Source organism: Novosphingobium marinum, from assembly GCF_013408095.1.
Taxonomy (GTDB): Bacteria; Pseudomonadota; Alphaproteobacteria; order Sphingomonadales; family Sphingomonadaceae; genus Novosphingobium; species Novosphingobium marinum.
Window position 1 is genome coordinate 608583 of record NZ_JACBZF010000002.1, and the last position, 22936, is coordinate 631518.

Annotated in this window: 22 protein-coding genes; 21 read left to right on the forward strand and 1 reads right to left on the reverse strand. The window is 68.3% G+C overall.

The genetic code is table 11. The features are described 5' to 3' along the window. Window positions 1-49 precede the first annotated feature (49 nt). A complete protein-coding gene (locus FHS75_RS07740; RefSeq protein WP_179407104.1) occupies window positions 50-340 on the forward strand; it encodes a 4a-hydroxytetrahydrobiopterin dehydratase in 291 nt (96 codons plus the stop codon). Between the two features lie 195 nt (window positions 341-535). On the opposite strand, the gene FHS75_RS07745 is transcribed toward FHS75_RS07740, so the two are convergent. Next, window positions 536-1153 carry a DNA-3-methyladenine glycosylase family protein gene (locus tag FHS75_RS07745; RefSeq protein WP_179407105.1) on the reverse strand — a complete coding sequence of 206 codons (618 nt, stop codon included), beginning with the start codon at window positions 1151-1153 and terminating at the stop codon, window positions 536-538. 109 nt (window positions 1154-1262) lie between these two features. On the opposite strand from FHS75_RS07745, the gene FHS75_RS07750 reads away from it, so the two are divergent. The 20 genes from FHS75_RS07750 to ftsZ all read left to right on the forward strand — a co-directional run bounded on the left by FHS75_RS07750 (window position 1263) and on the right by ftsZ (window position 22906). Beyond that, window positions 1263-1580 (forward strand): 2Fe-2S iron-sulfur cluster-binding protein, encoded by a 318-nt coding sequence (locus FHS75_RS07750; RefSeq protein ID WP_179407106.1) that lies wholly within the window; start codon window positions 1263-1265, stop codon window positions 1578-1580. 60 nt (window positions 1581-1640) lie between these two features. Further along, window positions 1641-2648 carry a cysteine synthase A gene (locus tag FHS75_RS07755; protein WP_179407107.1) on the forward strand — a complete coding sequence of 336 codons (1008 nt, stop codon included), beginning with the start codon at window positions 1641-1643 and terminating at the stop codon, window positions 2646-2648. A gap of 3 nt (window positions 2649-2651) precedes the next feature. After that, window positions 2652-3002, forward strand: coding sequence for a hypothetical protein (locus FHS75_RS07760; protein WP_179407108.1), 351 nt, complete (start codon window positions 2652-2654; stop codon window positions 3000-3002). A gap of 2 nt (window positions 3003-3004) precedes the next feature. Further along, a complete protein-coding gene (locus FHS75_RS07765; protein ID WP_179407109.1) occupies window positions 3005-3784 on the forward strand; it encodes a DUF4350 domain-containing protein in 780 nt (259 codons plus the stop codon). Window positions 3785-4113: 329 nt separating this feature from the next. Next, a complete protein-coding gene (locus FHS75_RS07770; protein WP_179407110.1) occupies window positions 4114-4614 on the forward strand; it encodes a division/cell wall cluster transcriptional repressor MraZ in 501 nt (166 codons plus the stop codon). Next, the gene (gene rsmH, locus FHS75_RS07775; protein WP_179407111.1) at window positions 4611-5573 is read left to right on the forward strand and encodes a 16S rRNA (cytosine(1402)-N(4))-methyltransferase RsmH; all 963 of its coding nucleotides are present in this window, start codon (window positions 4611-4613) and stop codon (window positions 5571-5573) included. Before FHS75_RS07770 ends, rsmH begins: the two co-directional genes overlap by 4 nt. Further along, window positions 5570-6097, forward strand: coding sequence for a hypothetical protein (locus FHS75_RS07780; RefSeq protein ID WP_179407112.1), 528 nt, complete (start codon window positions 5570-5572; stop codon window positions 6095-6097). Before rsmH ends, FHS75_RS07780 begins: the two co-directional genes overlap by 4 nt. Then, the gene (locus FHS75_RS07785; protein ID WP_179407113.1) at window positions 6094-7818 is read left to right on the forward strand and encodes a peptidoglycan D,D-transpeptidase FtsI family protein; all 1725 of its coding nucleotides are present in this window, start codon (window positions 6094-6096) and stop codon (window positions 7816-7818) included. The genes FHS75_RS07780 and FHS75_RS07785 overlap by 4 nt, the downstream gene beginning before the upstream one ends. Beyond that, window positions 7815-9281 carry a UDP-N-acetylmuramoyl-L-alanyl-D-glutamate--2,6-diaminopimelate ligase gene (locus FHS75_RS07790; RefSeq protein ID WP_179407114.1) on the forward strand — a complete coding sequence of 489 codons (1467 nt, stop codon included), beginning with the start codon at window positions 7815-7817 and terminating at the stop codon, window positions 9279-9281. Before FHS75_RS07785 ends, FHS75_RS07790 begins: the two co-directional genes overlap by 4 nt. A gap of 4 nt (window positions 9282-9285) precedes the next feature. Next, window positions 9286-10743, forward strand: a complete 1458-nt coding sequence (locus tag FHS75_RS07795) for a UDP-N-acetylmuramoyl-tripeptide--D-alanyl-D-alanine ligase (protein WP_179407115.1) — start codon at window positions 9286-9288, stop codon at window positions 10741-10743. Window positions 10744-10755: 12 nt separating this feature from the next. Then, entirely contained in the window at window positions 10756-11826 is a 1071-nt protein-coding gene (mraY, locus tag FHS75_RS07800) for a phospho-N-acetylmuramoyl-pentapeptide-transferase (RefSeq protein ID WP_179407116.1), read from the forward strand. 10 nt (window positions 11827-11836) lie between these two features. After that, the gene (gene murD, locus FHS75_RS07805; RefSeq protein WP_179407117.1) at window positions 11837-13177 is read left to right on the forward strand and encodes a UDP-N-acetylmuramoyl-L-alanine--D-glutamate ligase; all 1341 of its coding nucleotides are present in this window, start codon (window positions 11837-11839) and stop codon (window positions 13175-13177) included. After that, entirely contained in the window at window positions 13177-14382 is a 1206-nt protein-coding gene (locus tag FHS75_RS07810; RefSeq protein ID WP_179407118.1) for an FtsW/RodA/SpoVE family cell cycle protein, read from the forward strand. The genes murD and FHS75_RS07810 overlap by 1 nt, the downstream gene beginning before the upstream one ends. Next, window positions 14379-15560, forward strand: a complete 1182-nt coding sequence (murG, locus tag FHS75_RS07815) for an undecaprenyldiphospho-muramoylpentapeptide beta-N-acetylglucosaminyltransferase (protein WP_179407119.1) — start codon at window positions 14379-14381, stop codon at window positions 15558-15560. Before FHS75_RS07810 ends, murG begins: the two co-directional genes overlap by 4 nt. Continuing rightward, window positions 15557-16969, forward strand: a complete 1413-nt coding sequence (gene murC / locus FHS75_RS07820; protein WP_179407120.1) for a UDP-N-acetylmuramate--L-alanine ligase — start codon at window positions 15557-15559, stop codon at window positions 16967-16969. The genes murG and murC overlap by 4 nt, the downstream gene beginning before the upstream one ends. Next, a complete protein-coding gene (gene murB, locus FHS75_RS07825) occupies window positions 16966-17859 on the forward strand; it encodes a UDP-N-acetylmuramate dehydrogenase (RefSeq protein WP_373284976.1) in 894 nt (297 codons plus the stop codon). The genes murC and murB overlap by 4 nt, the downstream gene beginning before the upstream one ends. Further along, window positions 17856-18809, forward strand: coding sequence for a D-alanine--D-alanine ligase (locus tag FHS75_RS07830; protein ID WP_179407121.1), 954 nt, complete (start codon window positions 17856-17858; stop codon window positions 18807-18809). The genes murB and FHS75_RS07830 overlap by 4 nt, the downstream gene beginning before the upstream one ends. Further along, window positions 18806-19735, forward strand: coding sequence for a cell division protein FtsQ/DivIB (locus tag FHS75_RS07835; protein ID WP_179407122.1), 930 nt, complete (start codon window positions 18806-18808; stop codon window positions 19733-19735). Before FHS75_RS07830 ends, FHS75_RS07835 begins: the two co-directional genes overlap by 4 nt. Before the next feature lie 13 nt (window positions 19736-19748). Beyond that, window positions 19749-21026 (forward strand): cell division protein FtsA, encoded by a 1278-nt coding sequence (gene ftsA / locus FHS75_RS07840; RefSeq protein ID WP_179407123.1) that lies wholly within the window; start codon window positions 19749-19751, stop codon window positions 21024-21026. Window positions 21027-21184: 158 nt separating this feature from the next. Then, on the forward strand, window positions 21185-22906 hold the full coding sequence (ftsZ, locus tag FHS75_RS07845; RefSeq protein ID WP_179407124.1) for a cell division protein FtsZ: 1722 nt from the start codon (window positions 21185-21187) through the stop codon (window positions 22904-22906). Window positions 22907-22936 lie beyond the last annotated feature (30 nt).

Below are 22936 nucleotides of genomic sequence, written 5' to 3' on the forward strand. Positions count from 1 at the left end.
GCATCGCGATAAGGGAAACCCGGCAGGCTGCCAAGAACGAGGAAGACCCATGGCGATTGCCCGACTGACCGACGCCGAGCGCGACGCCGCGCTCGACAAGCTTTCCGGCTGGACCCTGCGCGACGATGGCCTTGCGATCACGCGCTCGCTGAAGTTTTCGGACTTCAACGAGGCCTTCGGCTTCATGACCCGTGTCGCGCTCCATGCCGAAAAGGCGGACCACCATCCCGAATGGTTCAACGTCTACAACAAGGTGGAGATCACGCTTACCACTCACGACGCGGGCGGCCTGAGCATGCGCGACGTCGCGATGGCGGAGTTCATCGATTCGGTGGTCTGATCGGGTTTCCCGATCGACTGGCGTCGGTGCGGCACGCGTTTCTTGATCGATTTGCGTCGATAGCGGCACCGGCCCTCTCCCCCACCCGGCCACCCAACGGCAGTATTCTATGGGTGGCCGGGTGGGGGAGAGGGCCGGTGCCGCGCCAGCGAAAGCTGGCCTGACAGACAAGAATTCTCCTTGCCGCTGCCCGGCTTATAACGCCGGGTTGTTGTAGCAGTGCCAGGTGAAGATCGCCGCCGCGCCGCGCCAGGGGCGCCAGCCCTCGGCGAGCGCGCGGGTCTGCTTCTCGTCGGGCCGCAGTTCGAGACCGAGGATGCGGCCGATCCCGACCTGCACGGCCAGGTCGCCCGCTGGCCAGATGTCGGGACGTCCCTCGGCGAAGAGCAGGTAGATCTCGGCCGACCAGCGCCCGATGCCTTTGATGCGGGTGAGTTCGGCGATCGCCGCCTCGTCGTCGGCGGGGAGGTTCTCCAGCACGAGCTCGCCCGACTGCACGAGTTCGCACAGCGATCGGGCATAGCCCTGCTTCTGCCGCGAGAGGCCGCAGGCGCGCAGCGCGTCGTAATCGGACGCGACCAGCCTGTCCGCCGGGACGCCTTCGCCAAGGTGCGCCTCGAGCTTGTTCCACACCGATGCGGCGGCGGCCACGCTCACCTGCTGGCCGACGATCGTGCGCAGCAGCGTCGCGTAGCCGGTCGGGCGGATGCGCGGTTCGGGATAGCCTGCAAGCTCGAGCGCGCGGGCCATTGCCGGCTCCGCCTTCGCGATCGCATCGAGCCCTTCGCGGATTTCGCCTGCCTGCAGTCCCAACCCATCCTCCGGTGCCTTGCCGCTCCAGCGACTTGCCAAAGCGGGCGGCAGCCATTAGCAGCCCGCCCCAAGGGCCGCCATAGCGGCGAGGAAAAAGGGATACAGGGCCATGCCGAAGATTACCGTCGTCACCCGCGCCGGCGACGAAACCGTACTCGACGCTTCCGAGGGCATGAGCCTGATGGAAGTCATCCGCGACAACGGCTTCGACGAACTGCTCGCGCTGTGCGGCGGCTGCTGCAGCTGCGCCACCTGCCACGTGCACGTCGATCCCTCCTTCTCGGGCGAGCTTCCCGAGATGAGCGAGGACGAGAACGACCTGCTCGACAGCTCGGACCACCGCAACGAGCATTCGCGCCTGTCGTGCCAGATTCCGGTCACCGGCGCCCTCGAGGGCCTTAAGGTCCAGATCGCGGAAGAGGACTGATCGGGTCCGCGCCCGCGCAAAGCGTTTGCGCGGCGCGGCTTCTCGCCCTACGTCACGGTTATGACCGGCGCGCCCGTTCGCAACGCATCGCTCGACCTTATCGGCAACACGCCGCTCGTCCTGCTTGAGGGGCCGAGCGAGGCTGCGGGCTGCGAGATCTGGGGCAAGTGCGAATTCGCCAACCCCGGTGCGTCGGTAAAGGACCGCGCTGCGCTCTGGATCATTCGCGACGCCGAGGAACGCGGTGAGCTCAGGCCCGGAGGAACCATCGTCGAGGGCACGGCGGGCAATACCGGCATCGGCATCGCGCTTGTCGCCAATGCGCTCGGCTATCGCACCGTCATCGTCATGCCCGACAACCAGTCGCGCGAGAAGATGGACACGCTGCGCGCGCTGCGTGCCGAGCTGGTGCTGGTGCCGCCCACCAAGTTCGCGAACCCCGGCCATTTCGTCCACACCTCGCGCCGCCTTGCCGAGGAAACCGAAGGCGCGGTCTGGGCCAACCAGTTCGACAACACCGCCAACCGCAAGGCCCATATCGAGAGCACTGCCGAGGAACTCTGGGCGCAGATGGAAGGCCGGATCGACGGCTTTACCTGCGCGGCGGGCACCGGCGGGACGATCGCGGGCGTCGGCATGGGCCTGAAGGCGCACGACGAGAAGATCACCGTCGCGCTTACCGATCCGCACGGGGCCGCGCTCTACAACTACTACGCCAATGGCGAGCTCAGGGCAGAGGGTTCCTCGGTCGCCGAGGGCATCGGGCAGGGCCGGATCACCGCCAACCTCGAAGGCGCGCCGATCGATACGCAATTCCGCATCTCGGACGAGGAGGGCCTTGTCTGGGTCCGCCGCCTGCTCGCCGAGGAAGGGCTGTGCCTCGGCCTGTCATCGGGCATTAACGTTGCAGGCGCGATAGAACTGGGACGCAAGCTCGGCCCCGGTTCGCGGATCGCGACGATCCTGTGCGATACCGGCTTTCGCTACCTGTCGAGCCTCTACAACCCGCAGTGGCTCGAAGCGAAGGGGCTGCCGGTGTTTCCCTGGCTGGAAGGCAAGGACGGCTGACCAATGGCGAGCGAACCGCCCAAGGCAATGGTTCCTTCGGTGCAGGCCCCGCAGCATTTCGTACCGCCGACAGGGCGCGAGATGCGCACGCAGGCGGTTCATCGCCTTCAGGTCGGGCTGCTCGGGCTGTGCGCGATGCTGCTGCTCGTCGGTCTCGCCAATATCGTGATGGACCGCGCAAGGCTGGTCGAGGAACGCGACCCGGTCGAGGAAATCATCGCCGCCCAGCAGGAGGAGGCGAAGAAGCCCGCGACCGATCCGCTCGCCGATATCGGCGTCGTGCCCGCCGCCGACCCGAGCGCCACGCCGGAGCCGGTCGAGATCGAGCCGATCGAACCCGGGCCGGTCGAATAGGCTTGCCGCACCGCCGGTCGTTCATCGCCGCGCTGGCCTGTGCCTCGCTGCTGCTGGGAGCCTGCACGCGCGAGCACGAGACCGAACCCGCACCCGACCGGGAAACCCGCGAAACGATCGGCCTGTTTACCAGCCTGCCGATCTTCTGGCGCGAGGCCGGTTCGGTCTCGGAGTTCCTCGGCGAGGCAGGTGCGCCGCACTGGGCGCGGCAGGCGATCGAGCAGGATGCGCGCCTCGTCCCGCTCGACACGCTCGCCGGGAAGGGCAATGCGGGAAAGCCGGGGACGCTGCCGCTCGATACCGATGCGCTGCTTCTGCTGGCGCAGCCGCGCCCGCTTTCGCCCGACGAGAACGTCGCGCTCGACGACTGGGTGCGGGCAGGCGGCACGGTGATGCTGTTCGTCGATCCGATGCTGACCGGGCATTCGATCTACGCGCTGGGCGATCCGCGTCGGCCGCAGGACATCGCGATGCTTTCCCCGATCCTTTCCCGCTGGGGCCTCGAACTCCGCTTCGACGAGGAACAGCCGGAAGGCGGGCGCATGGTCGAGGCGCTTGGGGCGCAAGTGCCGGTGAACCTTCACGGAACGTTTCGTGTGATCGATCAGGAAAGTTGCGAGCCGGGGAAAGTCGGGGATGAAGCCGGCGGGCTCGTCGTGACCTGCCGGATCGGCAAGGGGCGGGTGGTCGCCATCGCCGACGCCGCGCTGTTCGAGGAAACCGGCGAGGACGCGGCGCGCGCCGCGGCGCTGAAGACGATCCTGGAATCGGCGCGCCGCTGAGCGACCGACTCGCACCCGGGGAAAACCGGGGAGGCGAGCCCGACATCCCGGCGATTCGGTCATGAGCGCGCGATTCGCCGGGGAACAAAGGAAAAACAGGCAGCCATGCCGCCTTAGTGCAAGACCCGGTTAACCGAACTTGTGCACCGTTTTTCCCGCCTGATCCCAAGATTTCCCTTCCATCCCCACATTTCCCGCGATACATATTCGTTCATCGGAATGATGACGATTGCCGCGTCCCGAAAGGGGCGAACCGGTCGCACGGGGCTGCGGCCGGAAGGGGTCTGCTCGTTCCGCAAACCGGGGTGCCTTAGGGGACGAGTTTCGAGATGGCGGCGCGTGCGCACATCTACAGCGGTCAGGGCTTCTCGCTTCAGCGCGACAAGAACCGCTTCGTGCTGCCCAATCCCATCCGGGCCACGGTCAAGGAATCGAGCGGCGGCAAGGCCGTCCTGTGCCTCGCCAAGCACGACCGCTGGACCTGCCTGACCGGTTTCGGTTTGTCGCGGGTAGATGACTTCGCCGCCCAGATCGCCCGCGAGGAGGAAACCGCGCTCAAGAAGGGCGTCGATTTCGACCGCGACCTGCGCTCCATGCAACTCTACGGCTTCTTCGAAGTCCCGTTCGACGGCAGCGGGCGCTTCGTCATGCCCGAACATCTCGCCAGCCTCGCCAACATCGAAGGCGAACTGTTCTTCCAGGGCGCGGGCGAATTCTTCACCGTCTGGAACCCCGACGAACTGGCCAGCATGCCCTCGGGCCTCGAATTCGCGCAGGCGGCCTGCGCGAACCTGCGCGCCAAGGAAACCGCGAAGGCGAAAAAGGGATGAGCGCCCCGCATGTCCCCGTCCTCCTCGACGAAGTGGTCGCCGCGCTCGCACCGGAGCCGGGCGCGGTCATCGTCGATGCGACGTTCGGCGCTGGCGGTTACACCCGCGCGCTGCTCGATGCCGGTGCCACGGTCCATGCCTTCGATCGCGATCCCGATGCGATCGCCGCCGGCCGGCAATGGCCCGAAACGCATGAGGAGCCGCCCCGCCTCGTCCTGCACCCGCGCCGCTTTTCCGAAATGGTCTCCGCCCTTGGCGAAGCGGGGATTTCCCGTGTCGACGGAATCGCGATGGACATAGGCGTGTCCTCGATGCAGCTCGACCGGCCGGAGCGCGGCTTCGCTTTCGCCGCCGACGGTCCGCTCGACATGCGGATGGGCCGGGAGGGGCCCACCGCTGCCGATTTCGTCAATACCGCGCCGGAAGGCGAAATAGCCGACGTGCTGTTCCGCTACGGCGAGGAGAGGCAGTCACGTCGCGTGGCCCGTGCGATCGTGACTGCCCGTCCCCTTTCCACGACGGGCGAGCTGGCCGGCGTCGTGCGCAAGGCGCTCGGTCATCGTCCCGGCGCGCCGAAGGACCCGGCGACACGCAGCTTCCAGGCGATCCGCATCCACGTGAACGGCGAACTCGACGAGCTGGACGAAGGCCTTGCTGCCGCCGAGACCCTGCTGAGGAGCGGCGGTCGGCTCGCGGTAGTCAGTTTCCACAGCCTCGAGGACAGGATCGTCAAGCAGTTCCTGCGCGAGGCGAGCGGCGCGCTGGCCTCGGTTTCGCGCCACCTGCCCGAAGTCGCACCCGACCACGCGCCGACCTTCGCCCGCGTCAGCAAGGCGATCCGCCCGTCCGCAGCCGAAGTCGGGCGCAACCCGCGCGCCCGCTCGTCGACGCTGCGCCACGCCGTGCGCACCGATGCGCCGCCCCGCCAGCGACCGACCGGCGAAAGGAATGCCGCATGAACTTCACCCGCGACCGCGTCCGCTCGATCGGCTGGGCCTTCGTCCTCACCGTATGCGCCGCGATGGTCCTCGCGCTCACCTTCCGCGTCAACGCGGTCAAGAGCGAGGTACGGCTGGCCGAACGCAGGATCGTCTCGCTGAAGCTGGAAAAGCAGTTCCTCGAAACCGAATTCCAGACCCGCGCCAACCAGCACCAACTCACCGCGCTCAACGCCATCGAGTTCGGCTACGAGGCACCGCGCGCCGCGCAGTACATCGAGGGCGAGCGCCAGCTTGCCGCGCTGGGCCAGCCGCGTGCGCCGGGCGCGCCCGAACCGATCCGCTTCGCCCGCGCCGAGCAGCCGCGGGAGAACGAGTCTGGCTTCCCGGCGATGGTCTCGCCGCTGACTGGGCAGGCGCTCGCCGCCGAGCCTGCGCACGAGGAGGCGGAGGCCGAAAAGCCGCGCGAGGCGGTAAGCGCCGAAGGGCTTGCGGCACGGCTGGCGCGCCTTGAAGCCGCTGCCGGGAATTCGAGCGACGAATGACCGCGATCCCGGTATCCACCACGATCGTCACCGGCCGGCGAAAGCTGGTCAACGTCCGGCAGCGCTCGCTGCTGGTCGCGAAGTGGCGCGCGCTGTGGGTGCTTTCCGTCTTCGCCGCGATCGCTGTCTGCGCGCTGCTGCGCATCGTTTATCTCGGCGTGTTCGAGCCGGGCCGCGGCAGCTATTCCTATGCCGACGCGCTGACGCCCGCGCGCGGCGAGATCGTGGATCGCAACGGCGTGCCGCTGGCGCGCCAGTTCGACGCCTACTCGCTGTGGTACAACCCCAAGGCGCTGGGCGACGGATCGCCGCTGGTGAAGACCCCGCAGCAAGTCGCAGGCGCGCTCGTCGAGGTGTTCCCCGACCTCGACTACACCGAGACGGTGGAGCGGCTGTCCGCCGGAAAGCCCGGCTACATCCGCCGCCGCATCCTGCCCGAGCACGCCAACCGCATCCATTCGCTGGGCGAACCCGCACTCGAATTCCCGCGCGAGGACGAGCGGTTCTATCCGCAAGGATCGATGGCCGCGCACGTCCTCGGCTTCGTCTCGGCCGACGGCAGGGGCAAGGTCGGCATGGAGCAGGTGTTCGACGACCGGCTGACCGATCCCGTGGCGCGCACGCAGCCCGCGGTGCTCTCGATAGACGCGCGGGTGCAGGGCGCGCTCGAGGACGAGCTGGGCCGAGGCATGGTGCTTTCGCAGGCGAAGGGCGCGGCGGGCATCATCCTCGACGTCGATACCGGCGAAGTGCTGGCGCTTGCCTCGCTGCCCGCCTTCGATCCCAACCAGATCGACCGCGCCGACACGCCCAACATCTTCAACCGCGTGACCAACCAGGTCTACGAACTGGGCTCCACGTTCAAGCCGCTGACCGTCGCCGCGGCCATCGACGCCGGTACCGTCACCGACCTCGGCCACCGGTACCAGGCGAACCGGCCGCTGCAGGTCGGCGGCTTCGCCATTCGCGACAGCCATACGATCGGCGCGTCGCTCAACGTGCCGCAGACGCTCATCCATTCGTCGAACATCACCACCGCCCAGATCGCCGACGAGCTGGGCGGCGAGCGGATGAAGCAGGTCATGGCGGCGCTCGGCATGAACGAGCGGCCCTACATCGAGCTTCCTGCGCGCGGCTTTCCGATCTGGCCATCGGGCAACTGGAAGCGCATCCGCACGATGACGGTCTCCTACGGCCACGGCATCGCGGTCACCCCGCTGCACCTCGCCTCGGCCTACGCCACGATGGTCAACGGGGGTATCTGGCGACCGGCGACGCTCCGCAAGCTGGAAGCCGGGGAAGCGCCGAGGGGGCGGCGCGTGTTCAAGGCGGCGACCAGCGCGCGGATGCGCCAGCTGCTGCGCATGATCGTGGTCTACGGCACCGGTCGCAAGGCCGATGCGCCGGGCTTTCGCATCGGGGGCAAGACCGGTTCTGCGGAAAAGCCGGGGGCCGGGGGCTATCGCCGCACGTCGCTGGTCTCTACCTTCGCGGCCGCATTTCCGATGGACCGTCCCCGTTTCGTAGTGATCGCCATGCTCGACGAGCCCAAGGGCACCGCCGCCACTTCCGGCCAGCGGACCGCCGCGTGGAACGCCGCGCCCGTGGTCGGCCGCGTCGTGCCCCGCGTCGGGCCGCTGCTCGGCGTGATGCCCGACGAAACGCGCGACATCGACATCTCGGACCTGAAGCCGCTGATCCCCGGAGAGGCGAGCCGATGACGCTTGCCGACCTTGCGGCCCGCGCCGGGATTTCGCTTTCGGGCGACGCATCGGCGACGGTCACCGGCTTTGCCATCGATCATCGCAAGGTCGCGCCCGGCACGATCTTCGGCGCGTTCCAGGGGATGCAGGTCAATGGCGAGGACTTCGTTCCCGCCGCTATCGAGGCCGGCGCAATCGCGGTCGTCGCGCGGCCTAGCGTGGCGGTGGAGGGCGCGATCCACATCGCCGACGGCAATCCGCGTCGCACCTTCGCACGGCTGGCGGCGCAATTCTTCCGCCCGGTGCCGCAAACCGTCGTTGCGGTGACGGGGACCAACGGCAAGACCTCGACCGTCGAGCTAACGCGGCAAATCTGGCGCATGTCGGGCGAGCGGGCGGCCTCGATCGGGACTCTGGGCGTCACGACGCCGCAGGAAACGGTCTCCACCGGGCTGACCACGCCCGACATAGTCACCTTCCTCGCCAACATGACCGGCCTCGCGCGCGAGGGCGTGAGCCACGTCGCCTACGAGGCATCGAGCCACGGCCTCGCCCAGTTTCGCAACGAGGGGCTGGCCGTCGCGGCGGGAGCGTTCACCAACCTCAGCCGCGACCACCTCGACTACCACGCCGACATGGAGGACTACTTCGCGGCCAAGATGCGACTGTTCGACGAGGTTGTCGACGATGGCGGCGCGGCGGTGATCTGGGCCGACGACGCTTGGTCCGGCCGGGCGATCGAACACGCGAAGGCGCGGAGCCTATCGCTGTTCACGGTGGGCGAAAAGGGCGAGGCGATCCGCCTCGTCTCGCGCGAGCCGGGTCAGTTGGGGCAGATGCTGGAGATCGAGTACGAAGGCGAGCGGCGCAGGCTGAACCTGCCGCTGATCGGCGCGTACCAGGCTGCCAACGCGCTCGTCGCGGCGGGGCTGGTGCTGGCGACGGGCGGTTCGGCATCGGCGGTGTTCGACGCGCTCGGGCGCCTGCAGCCGGTACGCGGGCGGCTGGAGCGTGTCGCCATCGGGCCTGCCGGAGCGCCGGTCTACGTCGACTACGCGCACACGCCCGACGCGCTCGTCGCCGCGCTCGAGGCGTTGAAGCCCCACGCCGACGGGCGGCTGATCGTCGTCTTCGGCGCGGGCGGGGACCGCGATCCGGGCAAGCGCAGGCCGATGGGCGAGGCGGCGGCAAGTCATGCCGACGCGGTGATCGTGACCGACGACAATCCGCGCGGGGAAGACGCCGCCGCGATCCGCGCCGCGATCATCGAGGGCTGCCCCGATGCGCGCGAGATCGGCGACCGGCGACAGGCCATCGCGGCGGCCATCGCCGACGCGGGCAAGGACGACATCGTCCTCGTCGCTGGCAAGGGTCACGAACAGGGACAGATCGTCGGCAGGGGCGCGGAGATGCGCGTGCTGCCGTTCGACGACGTGGACATCGCACGGCAATGCGCCGGCGAAGCGGGAAGGGACAATTGAGGGTATGGGTGCACAGGTGAGGGTCCTCGACTGGCCCACCTCTCTGGAAGACCTGAACGGCACCGCGCTGTGGGATGCGGTCGCGATCGCGCGCGCCGTGCGCGGGACCGCCAACGCGCAGTTCCAGGCGTCGGGCGTCGAGATCGATTCGCGTGACGTCGTGCCCGGAGACCTGTTCTTCGCGCTCAAGGGCGAGAGCACCGACGGGCACCGGTTTTTGCAGGGCGCGTTCGAGAAGGGCGCCGCGGCCGCGGTCGTGGACCGCCCTGTCGACTATCCCCACGTGCTGGTGCGCGATACCAACGCCGCGCTCGAAGCGCTGGCGAAGGCGGCGCGCGAGCGGTCCGCGGCGCGGATCGTCGGGGTCACCGGATCGGTGGGCAAGACCGGGGTAAAGGAGGCGCTGTTCCTGGCGCTCGACCGGTCGAGCCGGGGCGCGGCGCACCGCTCGGTCAAGAGCTATAACAACCATGTCGGGGTCCCGCTCAGCCTTGCCCGCATGTCGTCGCGCGCGAAGTTCGGCGTGTTCGAGATGGGAATGAACCACGCCGGCGAAATCTCGGCGCTGACCGCGCAGGTCCGCCCGCACGTGGCGCTCGTCACCACTGTTGCACCCGCGCATATCGAGAACCTCGGCAGCGAGGAGGCGATCGCCGACGCAAAGGCCGAGATTTTCGAGGGGCTCGAGCCGGGCGGCGTCGCGATAATTCCCGCCGACAACCGGCACTGCGCGCGGCTGAAGGCGGCTGCCGAGGCACGCGGGGCGCAGATCGTCTCGTTCGGCGCGGCGTCGCACGCCGACGTCCGCCTTCTCGATGCGGTCGATGCGCCCGGCGGAGGGTCGCTGGTCACCGCCGACATGGGCGACAGACGCGTGTGCTACACCGTTTCCGCGCCCGGCGAGCACTGGATCGCCAATTCGCTCGCCGTCATGGCCGCGGTCCGGGCGGCGGGCGGGGACCTCGGCGCTGCCGGTGTCGCGCTGGGCGAGCTGCCGGGTCTCGCCGGGCGCGGCGCGCGCACCGACATCGCGGCGAAAGGTGGCTCGGCGATCCTGATCGACGAGAGCTACAACGCCAATCCCGCCTCGATGCGCGCCACGCTTGCGCAGCTTGGCCAGACGCCTGCGCGGCGGCGCATCGCGGTACTCGGCGCAATGAAGGAACTGGGCGACTTCACCCCCTCGTTCCACGCCGCACTTGCCGACCCCATCGCAGAGGCGGACGTCGATTTCGTCGTCCTCGTCGGCGATGAGATGGCCGCGCTGGCCGAGGAACTGGGGAAACCGGAGCGTTCCGCGCTTGGCAAAGCGTTGCGCTTCGCGCATTGCGCCGATGTGGAGCAGGCTGGGCAGGCCGTCCGCGAATTCGGGCTGGAGCGCGGCGACGCGATCCTAGTCAAGGGTTCGAACTCGGTGGGCCTGTCCGCGCTCGTAACGTCGCTTGCACGGCAGGAAGACTAAGGTCCGCCCGAAATGCTTTTCATCCTGGCAGAATGGTTTCAGTTCGAGGGGCTCGCCAACCTCGTCCGCTACCAGACGTTCCGCGCCGGCGCGGCGCTGATGACCGCGCTCCTCATCGGCCTCGTCATCGGTCCCCGTTTCATCCTGATGCTGCGCGTGCGGCAGGGCAAGGGGCAGCCGATCCGCGAGGACGGGCCGAAATCGCACCTCGCCAAGAGCGGGACGCCGACGATGGGCGGGCTGATGATCCTCATCTCACTCATCCTGTCGATGCTGCTCTGGATGGACTGGGCGAACCCCTTCCTGTGGGCGTGCCTTGCGGTGACCGTCGGCTTCGGGCTGATTGGCTTCCTCGACGATTTCGACAAGGTGACCAAGCGCAGCCACAAGGGCGTGTCGGGCAAGGTGCGGCTGCTGGCGGAATTCGTGGTGGCGGGCATCGCCGCATGGATCATCGTCAGCCAGATCAATACCAACCTGTACGTCCCCTTCCTGTCCGACAGGTACATCCCGCTGGGTCCGTTCTACTACGTCTTCGCCGCCTTCGTGATCGTCGGCGCGGGCAACGCCGTGAACCTGACCGACGGGCTGGACGGCCTCGCGACCATGCCGGTGATCATCGCGGCGGGCGCGTTCGCGATCATCGTCTACCTCGTCGGGCGCGTCGACTTTGCCGAGTACCTTGGCGTGCCGCACGTGCCGCGCGCGGGCGAACTGGCGATCATGTGCACCGCGATCATGGGGGCGGGCCTTGCCTTCCTCTGGTTCAACGCGCCGCCCGCCGCCGTATTCATGGGCGATACCGGCAGCCTTGCGCTGGGCGGGGCGCTGGGTGCGATCGCGGTCGCCGCGCATCACGAGATCGTGCTCGCCATCGTCGGCGGGCTGTTCGTGGTGGAAGCCGCGTCGGTCATCATCCAGGTGTTCTTCTTCAAGCGCACCGGCAAGCGCGTCTTCCGCATGGCCCCGATCCACCATCACTTCGAGCAGCTCGGCTGGCCGGAATCGACCGTCGTCATCCGTTTCTGGATCATCGCTATCGTTCTTGCCGTGATCGGCCTATCGACCCTCAAGCTGAGGTGACGGCGCGGCGATGATCACTTCGGAGGCCTTTGCCGGGAAGCGTTACGCGGTACTGGGACTGGCCCGGTCCGGCCTCGCCGCCGTCGAAACGCTGCTCGCCGGCGGCGCGAAGGTCATGGTCTGGGACAGCCGCGAGGACCCGCGCCGCGCGCTCGCCGACCGCGCCATCGTCGCCGATCCCGCCGTGGCGGACATCTCCGGCTACGACGGGGTGGTCGTCTCTCCCGGCGTTCCGCTCAACCGCCATCCCATCGCGGAGGCGGCGGAGAAGGCGGGCGTGCCCGTCATCGGCGATATCGAACTGTTCGCCCTGGCCCGCCCCGCGCTGCCCGCGCACCGCGTTGTCGGCATCACCGGCACCAACGGCAAGTCGACCACCACCGCGCTTGTCCATCACCTGCTGAAAAGCGCGGCGATCCCGGCACGGATGGGCGGCAACATCGGCATCCCGGTGCTGTCGCAGGAACCGCTTCCGGCGGGCGGTGTCTACGTGCTCGAACTCTCGAGCTACCAGATCGACCTCACCCGCAGCCTCGATTGCGAGGTCGCCGCGCTGCTCAACATCACGCCCGATCACCTCGACCGGTACGACGGCTTTGCCGGTTACGTCGCATCCAAGGCGCGTCTGTTCGCGATGCAGACGCGCGACCACGTCGCGGTCTTCGGCGTGGGGGACGACGAGACCGCCGGCATCGCCGGTCGTCAGGTTTCGCGCCACGACCGGGGCAACGTGCAGCAGGTCGACGGATCGGACCTTGCCGGGATGCAGGAGCAATGGCCCTCGCTCCAGGGGCCGCACAACCTGCAGAACGCCGCGGTCGCGATCGCCATCGTCGAGGCGCTGGGCATCTCGCGCAAGCAGTGGGAAGCGGCAATGCCGACCTTCCGGGGCCTGCCGCACCGCATGGAATGCGTGGCCGAGGCGAAGGGCGTGATCTTCATCAACGACAGCAAGGCGACCAACCCGTCCTCCGCCGCGCCCGCGCTTGCCGCCTTTCCGCCCAATCCCGGCAAGCGCATCCACTGGATCTGCGGCGGCCTTCCCAAGGAGGAGAGCCTTGCCGAATGTGCACCGCATTTCGGCAATGTCGCGGCGGCCTACACCATCGGCGATGCAGGGCCGATGTTCGCCGACATTCTCTCTCCCCACATGCCCGTCAGCCGCAGCGAGATGATGGCCGAGGCGATCCGCCAGGCGATCGGGGCGGCAGGGCCGGGCGACGTCGTGATGCTCTCGCCGGCATGCGCCAGTTTCGACCAGTTCCGCGATTACGAGGCGCGCGGCGATGCCTTTCGCCAGATCGTCGAGGCCCTGACGGGCGAAACCAGCGATTTGGGAGGCGGGTGCTGATGGCCAGCAATCCCTCGCACACCCCGTTGGGCGGCGGCTCGCTCCAGCGCTACAACCGCAATCGCCGCAGCGAATTCGCGATCTGGTGGCGCGAGATAGACCGCACGCTACTGTTCCTCGTCCTGTGCCTGATGGCGATCGGCACGGCGGCGGTTGCGGCGGCCTCTCCGGCGAGCGCGCGCAGGCTTTCGACCGCTGCGGTCAGGCTCGACGACCTCCACTTCTTCCTGCCGCATATCCGCTGGCAGCTGATCGGCCTTGCCGTGATGATCGGAGCATCGTTCCTGGGCAAGGACATGGCGCGCAGGGTCGGCATCTGCCTTGCCGCCGTCATGATCGGGCTGCTGTTGCTGGTGCCTGTCGCCGGGTTCGAGGTCAACGGGGCGAAGCGCTGGATCAACCTGGGCGCATCGCTCCAGCCGTCCTCGTTCCTGAAACCCGGCTTCGCGATCACGGTGGCGTGGATCCTTTCCTGGCGGGTGCGCGATCCCAAGCTTCCGACGATGGAACTGAGCCTGATCCTGACGGGCCTTGTCGGCGTGCTGCTGATGCTCCAGCCCGATTTCGGCTCGACGCTGCTCTATGTCGGCGTCTGGTTCGTGCTGGTCCTGCTTTCGGGTATGCCGGTGCGCACGCTGGCGGTCACCATCGGGGCGGGCGTCGTCGGCCTCGTCTGCACCTACCTGTTCTACGACAACGGTCGCAACCGGATCGACGCGTTCCTTGGGGGCGGCTCCGCCTTCGACCAGGTGGACCTGGCGCAGCGCACGCTGCTGGCGGGTGGCTGGACGGGGAGCGGGCTGTGGCTTGGCACCCGCAAGATGTCGCTGCCCGAAGCGCATACCGACTACATCTTCTCGGTTATCGGCGAGGAATTCGGCCTCCTCGTCTGCGCGCTGATCGTCGTGCTCTACCTCGCCATCCTCGTGCGCGTGCTGATGCGCCTGGTCGACGAGGAGGACCTGTTCACCGTGCTTGCCGCTTCCGGCCTCGTGACGCTGTTCGGCGGACAGGCTTTCATCAACATGCTCGTCAACCTGCAGCTGTTCCCGTCGAAGGGGATGACGCTGCCGTTGATCAGCTACGGCGGGTCGTCGACGATCGCGCTATGCCTTACGATAGGGCTGCTGCTGGCGGTCACCCGCCGCAACCCGTTCATCGAGCGCGAGCGCTTCTCGCTGCGAGACATTGGAGGAAAGGCATGACTGCCGTCAGCCGCCACTACGTTCTGGCCGCAGGGGGAACCGGCGGCCACCTGATCCCGGCCTTCGCGCTCGCCGCCGAGCTGGAGCAGCGCGGCCACCATGTCGCGCTCATCACCGACGAGCGCGGCGCGGCCATCCCCGGCAAGCCCGCCTCGCTTACCGCGCATGTGCTTCCGGCCGGACGGATGCAGGGCAGGAACCCGGTCAACTGGGTCAAGGGCGTGCGCGGCATCATGGAAGGTCGGCGCATGGCGCTTCGGCTGTTCGAAAGCTTCGAGCCGACCGCCGTCGTCGGTTTCGGCGGCTACCCCGCGCTGCCGACGCTGCTTGCCGCGCGTTCGGCGAAGATACCCTCGGTGATCCATGAGCAGAACGCGGTGCTGGGGCGGGTCAACCGCTTCTTCGCGGGCCGCGTCGATGCGATCGCGACGTCCTATGCCGAAGTGAACCGGCTGAAGGCGAAGCACCTGTCCAGGGTGACGCTGGTCGGCAACCCGGTGCGCAGCGAAGTCCTGACCCTGCGCGACCAGCCGTTTCCGCCGTTCACCGAGGAGGGATTGCTGCGCATCCTCGTCACCGGCGGCAGCCAGGGCGCGCGGGTGCTGTCCGAGATCGTGCCCGATGGGCTTGCGATGCTGCCGCCTGCCCTGCGGGCGCGGCTGCAGGTGACGCAGCAGTGCCGCCCCGAGGATATCGAGGCGGTGCGCAATCGCTACGCCTCGCACGACATTCCCGCCGAACTGGGCACCTACTTCGAGAACATGGCGGAGCGGCTCGCCGACGCGCACCTTTTCATCGGCCGGGCGGGTGCGTCCACGATTGCGGAACTGACCGCGGTGGGCCGCCCCGCCATACTCGTCCCCCTCCCGATAGCGACCGACGATCACCAGGCCGCCAACGTGCGCGAAGTGGTCGCGGCGGGCGGTGCCCGCTCGATCCGCCAGCACAAGTTCACCGCCAGCGAACTCGCCAAGCAGATCCAGGCGATGGCGCAGCATCCCGAAACGCTTGCCAACGCGGCGCACGCGGCGTGGAACTGCGGCTATCCCGACGCGGCTTCCGACCTTGCCGACCTCGTCGAAGGCTTCGGGGGCGAGCCGCTGATGGACGTCATCCGCATGTCCGGCCAGCCCGCCGCCACGTCTTCCGAAGCGCTGGCGCTGGAGCGCGCCGAATGAAGGGTGTCGGCACCGATATCGGGACGATCCATTTCGTCGGCATCGGCGGCATCGGCATGTCGGGCATCGCCGAGGTGATGCACAACCTCGGCTATTCGGTGCAGGGCTCCGACATCGCCGAAAGCTACGTCGTGGAGCGGCTGCGCGACCGCGGCATCGAAGTGAAGATCGGCCATGCGCCGGAGAATGTGGCGGGTTGCGCGGTCGTCGTCACCTCGACGGCGGTGCGCCGCGAAAACCCGGAAGTCGCCGCCGCGCTGGAAGGACGCATCCCCGTGGTGCGCCGCGCCGAGATGCTCGCAGAGCTCATGCGGCTGAAGAACACGGTCGCGGTGGCCGGCACCCACGGCAAGACCACGACGACATCGATGATCGCCTGCCTGCTCGATGCGGGGGGGATCGATCCCACCGTCATCAACGGCGGCATCATCAACCGTTACGGGTCGAACGCGCGGCTGGGCGCGAGCGACTGGATGGTGGTCGAGGCCGACGAAAGCGACGGCAGCTTCCTGCGGCTCGACGGCACGATCGCGGTCGTCACCAACATCGACCCGGAGCACCTCGACCATTACGGCAGCTTCGACGCGGTGAAGGACGCCTTCGTCGAATTCATCGAGAACGTGCCGTTCTACGGCGCGGCGGTGCTGTGCATCGATCATCCCGAAGTGCAGAACGTGATCGCCAAGGTGCGCGACCGGCGGGTGCTGACCTACGGCTTTTCGGCGCAGGCCGACGTGCGCGGCGACAACGTCACGCCGGTGCCGGGCGGCAACCGCTTCGACGTGGTGGTGCGCGAACGCGACGGCGCGCTGCGGCGGATCGAGGGCATCGAACTGCCGATGCCGGGTCGCCACAACGTGCAGAACGCGCTCGCCGCCATCTCGGTCTCGATCGAGATGGGCTGCCCGGACGCGGTCATCCGCGACGGGTTCGAGCATTTCACCGGGGTCAAGCGCCGCTTCAGCCGGGTCGGCGAAGTGAACGGCGCGGCGATCATCGACGATTACGGCCACCACCCGGTGGAGATCAGGGCGGTGCTTTCCGCCGCGCGCGAAGGCGTGAAGGGCCGCGTGATCGCGGTCGCGCAGCCGCATCGCTACACGCGCCTGCGCGACCTGATGGACGAGTTCCAGGCCGCCTTCAACGATGCCGACGTCGTCTACGTGACGCCCGTCTACCCGGCGGGCGAGCAGCCGATCGAGGGTGTCGACGAGCATGCCCTTGTCGAAGGACTGAAATCGCGCGGCCACCGCGCTGCGCGCACCGTCGCGGGAGCCGAGGAGCTGGCGGGCGAGCTTGCCGCCGAACTGGCCGAGGGCGACATGGTCGTCTGCCTCGGGGCGGGCGACATCACCCGCTGGGCTGCCGGGCTGGCCGACGCCGTCGCCGCGCGCAGGAAGGCGGCATGATGGCCGATACGCTCCCCGCCGTGCGCGGCAAGCTGACCGCCGACGCACCGCTGGCGCCGCTCGTCTGGTTCAAGGCGGGGGGCAATGCCGACTGGCTGTTCGAGCCCGCCGATGTCGAGGACCTTGCAGGCTTCCTTGCCGCCCTCGATCCGCAAGTGCCCGTGATGGGCCTCGGCCTCGGCTCCAACCTCATCGTGCGCGACCGCGGCGTTCCGGGCGTGGTGGTGCGCCTCGGCAAGACGTTCGGCAGGGTCGATCCCGTGGACGAGGTAACGCTTTCGTGCGGCGGCGGGGCGAGCGGCATCCTCGTCTCATCGACCGCTCGCGATGCGGGGATCGCGGGGCTGGAATTCCTGCGCTCGATCCCCGGCACCGTCGGCGGCTTCGTGCGGATGAACGGCGGCGCCTACGGGCGCGAGGTGAAGGACATCCTCGTCGATTGCGACGTCGTGCTGCGCTCCGGCGAGCAGCGCACGCTCGCGCTCGCAGACCTTGGCTACAGCTACCGGCATTCCGACCTGCCCGAACAGGCGATCGTCGTCGCCGCGCGCTTTGCCGGTCATCCGGGCGAGCCGCAGGCGATCCAGGCCGAGATGGACCGCATCTCCGAAAGCCGCGAGGCCTCGCAACCGCTGCGCACGAGGACCGGCGGATCGACGTTCAAGAACCCCGAGGGCGCGCGCGCCTGGGAACTCGTCGACGCAGCCGGGTGCCGGGGCCTTTCGCGCGGCGGCGCGCAGGTTTCCGAAAAGCACACGAACTTCCTCATCAACACGGGCGAGGCCACCGCCGCCGACATCGAGGCACTGGGCGAGGATGTGCGCGCGCGGGTGAAGGCGCACGCGGGCGTCGAACTGGAATGGGAAATCAAGCGGGTGGGACGCACATGAGCTTGCCGAAACTGCATGTCGCGGTCCTGATGGGCGGCTGGTCGAACGAGCGGCCCGTCTCGCTGATGAGCGGCGAGGGCGTTGCCAGGGCGCTCGAATCGAAGGGCCACCGCGTCACCCGCATCGACATGGACCGCGATGTCGCAATGCGGCTTGCCGAGACGAAGCCCGACGTCGTCTTCAACGCGCTGCACGGCTCGCCGGGAGAGGACGGGACGGTGCAGGGGATGATGGACCTGATGGGCCTTCCCTACACCCATTCGGGCCTCGCCACCTCGGTCATCGCCATCGACAAGGAGCTGACCAAGCAGGCGCTCGTGCCCTACGGCATCCCGATGCCCGGCGGGCGCATCGTCGATACCGAAGAGCTCTACCGCAAGGACCCGCTGCCCCGGCCCTACGTCCTGAAGCCGGTCAACGAGGGATCGTCGGTCGGCGTCGCCATCGTCACCGACGAGGGCAACTACGGCAACCCGATCGATCCCGGCGCAAAGGGTCCCTGGCAGGATTTCGACCGCCTGCTTGCCGAACCTTTCATCCGCGGGCGCGAACTGACGACCGCCGTCATTGCCGACCGCGCCCTGATGGTCACCGAACTGCGGCCGAAGTCCGGCTTCTACGATTTCGACGCCAAGTACACCGACGGTATGACCGAGCACGTCTGTCCCGCCGACATTCCCGACGAGATCGCCGAAGCCTGCCGCGAATACGCGCTCAGGTCGCATCGCCTGCTCGGCTGCCGGGGGACGAGCCGGTCGGATTTCCGCTGGGACGACGAGCAGGGACTGGCGGGACTGTTCCTGCTCGAGGTCAATACCCAGCCCGGCATGACGCCGCTCAGCCTCGTTCCCGAACAGGCGAAGCACGTCGGCATGGACTATCCCGACCTCGTCGAGGCGATCATCGCCGAAGCGCTGGCCGACGCGAAGGAGCGGGGAGAGGCAGGATGAGCCAGACGATCCGGCGAAAGGCGAAAAGCGCGCGCAAGACCGCCTCCGCGCAGGGCAAGCAGCGCAAGGTCCGTCAGGCGCGGGAGAAGACCGGCTCCGCGATGGGCAGCGCGATGGCGATCGTACCGCTGTCCGAGGATACGCTGCACAAGTTGTTCCTCGCGGTGATCCTCGGCGGAGCGGTGGCGCTCGCGTGGTTCGTCGCCTCGCTTGCCGGCGTGCCCGCGATGGCCGCGCACCAGGTCTCGACCGTTGCCGCGGACGCCGGTTTCGCGGTTCGCCGCGTCGATGTACGCGGGGTCGAGAACATGAACGAGCTCAAGATCTACGAGCGCGTTCTGGCAGAGCGCGACCAGGCGATGCCCGACGTCGATATCCATGCGCTGCGCCAGGAACTCGTCTCGCTGCCGTGGATCAAGGACGCGCGCGTTTCGCGGCAGTTGCCCGACACGATCGTGATCGACGTGGTCGAGCGGTCGCCGCATGCGGTGCTGCGCAAGCCCGGCCGCCTCGTCCTGATCGACGAGACCGGGCACGCGCTCGAACCCGTGACCGAGGATCGCGCCAAGGGGATGCTGGTTGTTTCGGGACCGGGAGCGGGCCGGCAGGTGACCGGCCTTGCGCACCTGCTCGACGCCGCGCCCGCGCTGAAACCGCAGGTCCGAGAGGCGGAATGGATCGGCAACCGACGCTGGAACGTGACGTTCAAGACCGGGCAGGTGCTTGCCCTGCCCGAGGGCGAGCGAGAATCGGCCAGCGCGCTCGTCGCCTTCGCGCGGCTCGACGGCACCAACCGGCTGCTTGGCGGCAAGGCGGTGGCCTTCGACATGCGCGCGCCGGACCGCATCTATTTCCGCATCCCGGGCCGGGCGAAGGAAGAGGCCGCGCTCGCCGCCGGATCGGCGCGCCGGGCGACGGCGCAGTAGGGGGAGCAGACCAATGGCCCAACCGCGCATTTCCCGCGTTTTCAGCGCCGTCAACATCGGTTCCTTCCGCATATCGGCGATGATCGCGGGAGTTTCCGAAACGGGCGAGATGATCGTGCTCGGCTCCGGCCACCGGGCGAGCCAGGGGATCAAGCGCGGCTACGTCACCGACATGGCCGCCGCGACCTACGCCGTGCGCGACGCCGTCGAGCGCGCCGAGAAGATCGCCAATATCTCGGTATCGAGCGTGTGGATCGGGTGTTCGGGCGCGGGACTCGCCAGCCAGGTCGCCGAAGTCGAGATCGACATCGGCGGGCGGCGGATCGAGCAGGAGGATATCGATCATCTCCTCGTTTCCGCGCGCGACGTCATCCGGCCCGACGGGCGCATGGTGCTTCATGCCCAGCCGGCGCAGTACACGCTCGACGGCGCGCACGGCGTTGCGGAGCCCAAGGGCCTGCATGCCGAGCAGCTCGGCGTCGACATCCACGTGATGCTCGCCGATGGCGCACCGATCCGCAACCTGACCGAAGCGGTGCAGGCCGCCCATCTCGAAGTCGACGGGGTCATCGGCTCGCCGATCGCGGCGGGCCAGGCCTGCCTCTCGCCCGAGGAGCGCGATCTCGGCGTCGCGCTGGTCGAATTCGGTGCCGAGGTCATGAACGTCTCCGCCTACGCCAACGGCATGCTCGTCGGGCTCGTCTCGATCCCCAGCGGATCGGCGGACATCACCGATGCGGTCGCCTCGGCCTTCGGTATCCGTCGCTTCCAGGCCGAGCGGCTCAAGTGCGTCAACGGCTCGGCGATTGCCAGCCCGGCCGACCATCGCGAGATGATCCCGGTGAACGCGCCGGGCGAGGAGGGCGGACCGCTCGCCCGCCACGCCGACGACAAGAACCGCATCCCGCGCGCCGAACTGATCTCGGTGATTACCGGCCAGCTCGGGCGGCAGATGGAGGACGTCTCGAAGGCGCTCAAGACGCTGGGCTTCAACGGGCGGCGCGGGCAGCAGGTCGTGTTCACCGGCGGCGGCGCGGAGCTTGTCGGCCTTGCCGACTATGCGCAGTCCGCGCTCGGCAAGCCGGTACGCATCGGCAGGGCACCCGAACTGACCGGGCTTGCCGAAGCGCACGTAAAGCCCGGATTCTCGACACTTTCGGGCCTCGTGCTCTATGCCGCGGCGGACCCGGTCGACATCCGCTCGGTCGGCAGGAACTACCAGAAGACCATGCGCTACGGCGGGTTCGGCACGGTCGGGCGCGTCTATCGGGCGATGCGGGAGTATTTCTGAGTGGCGCCAGCTTGCGCCACGATCCGACCTTGCGCCGTTCACGGTCCGCCGAAGCGGCTGTGGACAACGGTTAACGAGGCTTTGATTCGCCGAATCGAAGCGTGCAATCAATGCCGGTCAAGCGGAGTGTCCCCCGCGGGCCTGCCAGGAGTAATGCAATGAGCATCAATATCGGACCCCCGGCCGTCGAGGAACTGAGGCCGCGCATCGTCGTGATCGGCGTGGGCGGGGCGGGCGGAAACGCCATCGCCAACATGATCCAGGCCGAGATCGAGGGCGTCGACTTCGTTGTCGCCAACACCGACGCGCAGGCGCTGAACAACGCGGTTGCAGAGCATCGCATCCAGCTCGGCCCCGACATCACGCAGGGTCTGGGCGCCGGATCGCGCCCCGAAGTCGGTCGCGCCGCCGCCGAGGAGACCATCGAGGAAGTCGAGCGCGCGCTCGACGGCGTCCACATGTGCTTCATCGCCGCCGGGATGGGCGGCGGTACCGGTACCGGCGCCGCCCCGATCATCGCCAAGGCCGCGCGCGACAAGGGCGTGCTGACCGTCGGCGTCGTCACCAAGCCGTTCCTGTTCGAGGGCACGCGCAGGATGCGCGCCGCCGAAGCGGGCATCGAGGAACTGCAGCAGCACGTCGACACGCTGATCGTCATTCCGAACCAGAACCTGTTCCTCGTCGCCAAGGCGGAAACGACCTTCAAGGAAGCCTTCCAGCTTGCCGACGAAGTGCTGCAGCAGGGCGTCCGCTCGATCACCGACCTGATGGTCATGCCCGGCCTCATCAACCTCGACTTCGCCGACGTCCGCTCGGTCATGGGCGAGATGGGCAAGGCGATGATGGGCACCGGCGAGGGCGAGGGTGAGAACCGCGCGCTGCAGGCCGCCGAACTGGCAATCGCCAACCCGCTGCTCGACGGCGTGTCGATGCAGGGCGCAAAGGGGGTCATCATCTCGATCATCGGCGGCGAGGACATGAAGCTCCTCGAAGTCGACGAAGCGGCCAACCACATCCGCGAACTGGTCGATCCCAATGCCAACATCATCTGGGGATCGGCGTTCAATCCCGATCTCCAGGGCAAGATTCGCGTGTCTGTCGTCGCCACCGGCATCGAGCAGAGCGCCGAGCAGGCCGAGGCCGCTTCGCGCCCGCTCAATCTCGGCGTGTCGCGCGGGCCGGTCCGCCCGATGGCTGCCGCGGCCCCCGCCGCGCCCAAGGTCCAGCCGCTGTTCGAGCGCACTTCGCCCGCCGCGTCTCCCGAGCCGGAAGCCACTCCGGATGCCGCAGCGGCGTCGGCCGACGAAGCCGAGCCGCTCGAACTCGGCAGCGACATGGCCGAAGCGTCAGACGAGCCGGCGATGACCGGAACGCCGCCGGTTCCGGAGGCCTACGCTCCCGAAGGAGAGGAAGCCGAAGGCCTTTCGGAAGACTTCGATGCAACCGGCGACGAAGATGTTTCGGACGACGAGGAAGACGACGATTCCGCGCCGAAAGGCGGCTATGCCAGCCTGATGGGCGTAAAGCCTTCGCGCAACGAACCGCTCGATCTCGACCTCGAACAGGTCGAGGAAGATGCTTCCGAGGAACCCGCTGCGGAGCCCGGGAAGGCCCGGCAGGACGAACTGCTGCTCGATGCCACCCGGCTCGAGAACGAGGACCGTCCGGTCGCGCCTATCGGCGGGCGTCGCAAGCCCCTCCTGACCCGCGAGCCGGAAGAGGAGAACGCGCCGAGCGCTCCGGGCAGCACGTTGTTCGAGCGGATGGCGAACCTTTCGCGCGGGACGAAATCGTCGTCGCCCGCAGCCGAGGAACAGGACGACGAGAAGGAGTCGTCGGTCAACATCCCGCGCTTCCTCAATCGCCAGAACAACCAGTAGCAGCGGAGGGCGGGGCCATGCGGTCCCGCC

Excerpts from the sequence above, each read along its gene's own strand:
- FHS75_RS07740 (WP_179407104.1), top strand. The coding sequence starts at position 50 with ATGGCGATTGCCCGACTGACCGACGCCGAGCGCGACGCCGCGCTCGAC.
- FHS75_RS07750 (WP_179407106.1), top strand. The coding sequence starts at position 1,263 with ATGCCGAAGATTACCGTCGTCACCCGCGCCGGCGACGAAACCGTACTC.
- FHS75_RS07755 (WP_179407107.1), top strand. The coding sequence starts at position 1,641 with ATGACCGGCGCGCCCGTTCGCAACGCATCGCTCGACCTTATCGGCAAC.
- FHS75_RS07760 (WP_179407108.1), top strand. The coding sequence starts at position 2,652 with ATGGCGAGCGAACCGCCCAAGGCAATGGTTCCTTCGGTGCAGGCCCCG.
- FHS75_RS07770 (WP_179407110.1), top strand. The coding sequence starts at position 4,114 with ATGGCGGCGCGTGCGCACATCTACAGCGGTCAGGGCTTCTCGCTTCAG.
- rsmH (WP_179407111.1), top strand. The coding sequence starts at position 4,611 with ATGAGCGCCCCGCATGTCCCCGTCCTCCTCGACGAAGTGGTCGCCGCG.
- FHS75_RS07780 (WP_179407112.1), top strand. The coding sequence starts at position 5,570 with ATGAACTTCACCCGCGACCGCGTCCGCTCGATCGGCTGGGCCTTCGTC.
- FHS75_RS07785 (WP_179407113.1), top strand. The coding sequence starts at position 6,094 with ATGACCGCGATCCCGGTATCCACCACGATCGTCACCGGCCGGCGAAAG.
- FHS75_RS07790 (WP_179407114.1), top strand. The coding sequence starts at position 7,815 with ATGACGCTTGCCGACCTTGCGGCCCGCGCCGGGATTTCGCTTTCGGGC.
- FHS75_RS07795 (WP_179407115.1), top strand. The coding sequence starts at position 9,286 with ATGGGTGCACAGGTGAGGGTCCTCGACTGGCCCACCTCTCTGGAAGAC.
- mraY (WP_179407116.1), top strand. The coding sequence starts at position 10,756 with ATGCTTTTCATCCTGGCAGAATGGTTTCAGTTCGAGGGGCTCGCCAAC.
- murD (WP_179407117.1), top strand. The coding sequence starts at position 11,837 with ATGATCACTTCGGAGGCCTTTGCCGGGAAGCGTTACGCGGTACTGGGA.
- FHS75_RS07810 (WP_179407118.1), top strand. The coding sequence starts at position 13,177 with ATGGCCAGCAATCCCTCGCACACCCCGTTGGGCGGCGGCTCGCTCCAG.
- murG (WP_179407119.1), top strand. The coding sequence starts at position 14,379 with ATGACTGCCGTCAGCCGCCACTACGTTCTGGCCGCAGGGGGAACCGGC.
- murC (WP_179407120.1), top strand. The coding sequence starts at position 15,557 with ATGAAGGGTGTCGGCACCGATATCGGGACGATCCATTTCGTCGGCATC.
- murB (WP_373284976.1), top strand. The coding sequence starts at position 16,966 with ATGATGGCCGATACGCTCCCCGCCGTGCGCGGCAAGCTGACCGCCGAC.
- FHS75_RS07830 (WP_179407121.1), top strand. The coding sequence starts at position 17,856 with ATGAGCTTGCCGAAACTGCATGTCGCGGTCCTGATGGGCGGCTGGTCG.
- FHS75_RS07835 (WP_179407122.1), top strand. The coding sequence starts at position 18,806 with ATGAGCCAGACGATCCGGCGAAAGGCGAAAAGCGCGCGCAAGACCGCC.
- ftsA (WP_179407123.1), top strand. The coding sequence starts at position 19,749 with ATGGCCCAACCGCGCATTTCCCGCGTTTTCAGCGCCGTCAACATCGGT.
- ftsZ (WP_179407124.1), top strand. The coding sequence starts at position 21,185 with ATGAGCATCAATATCGGACCCCCGGCCGTCGAGGAACTGAGGCCGCGC.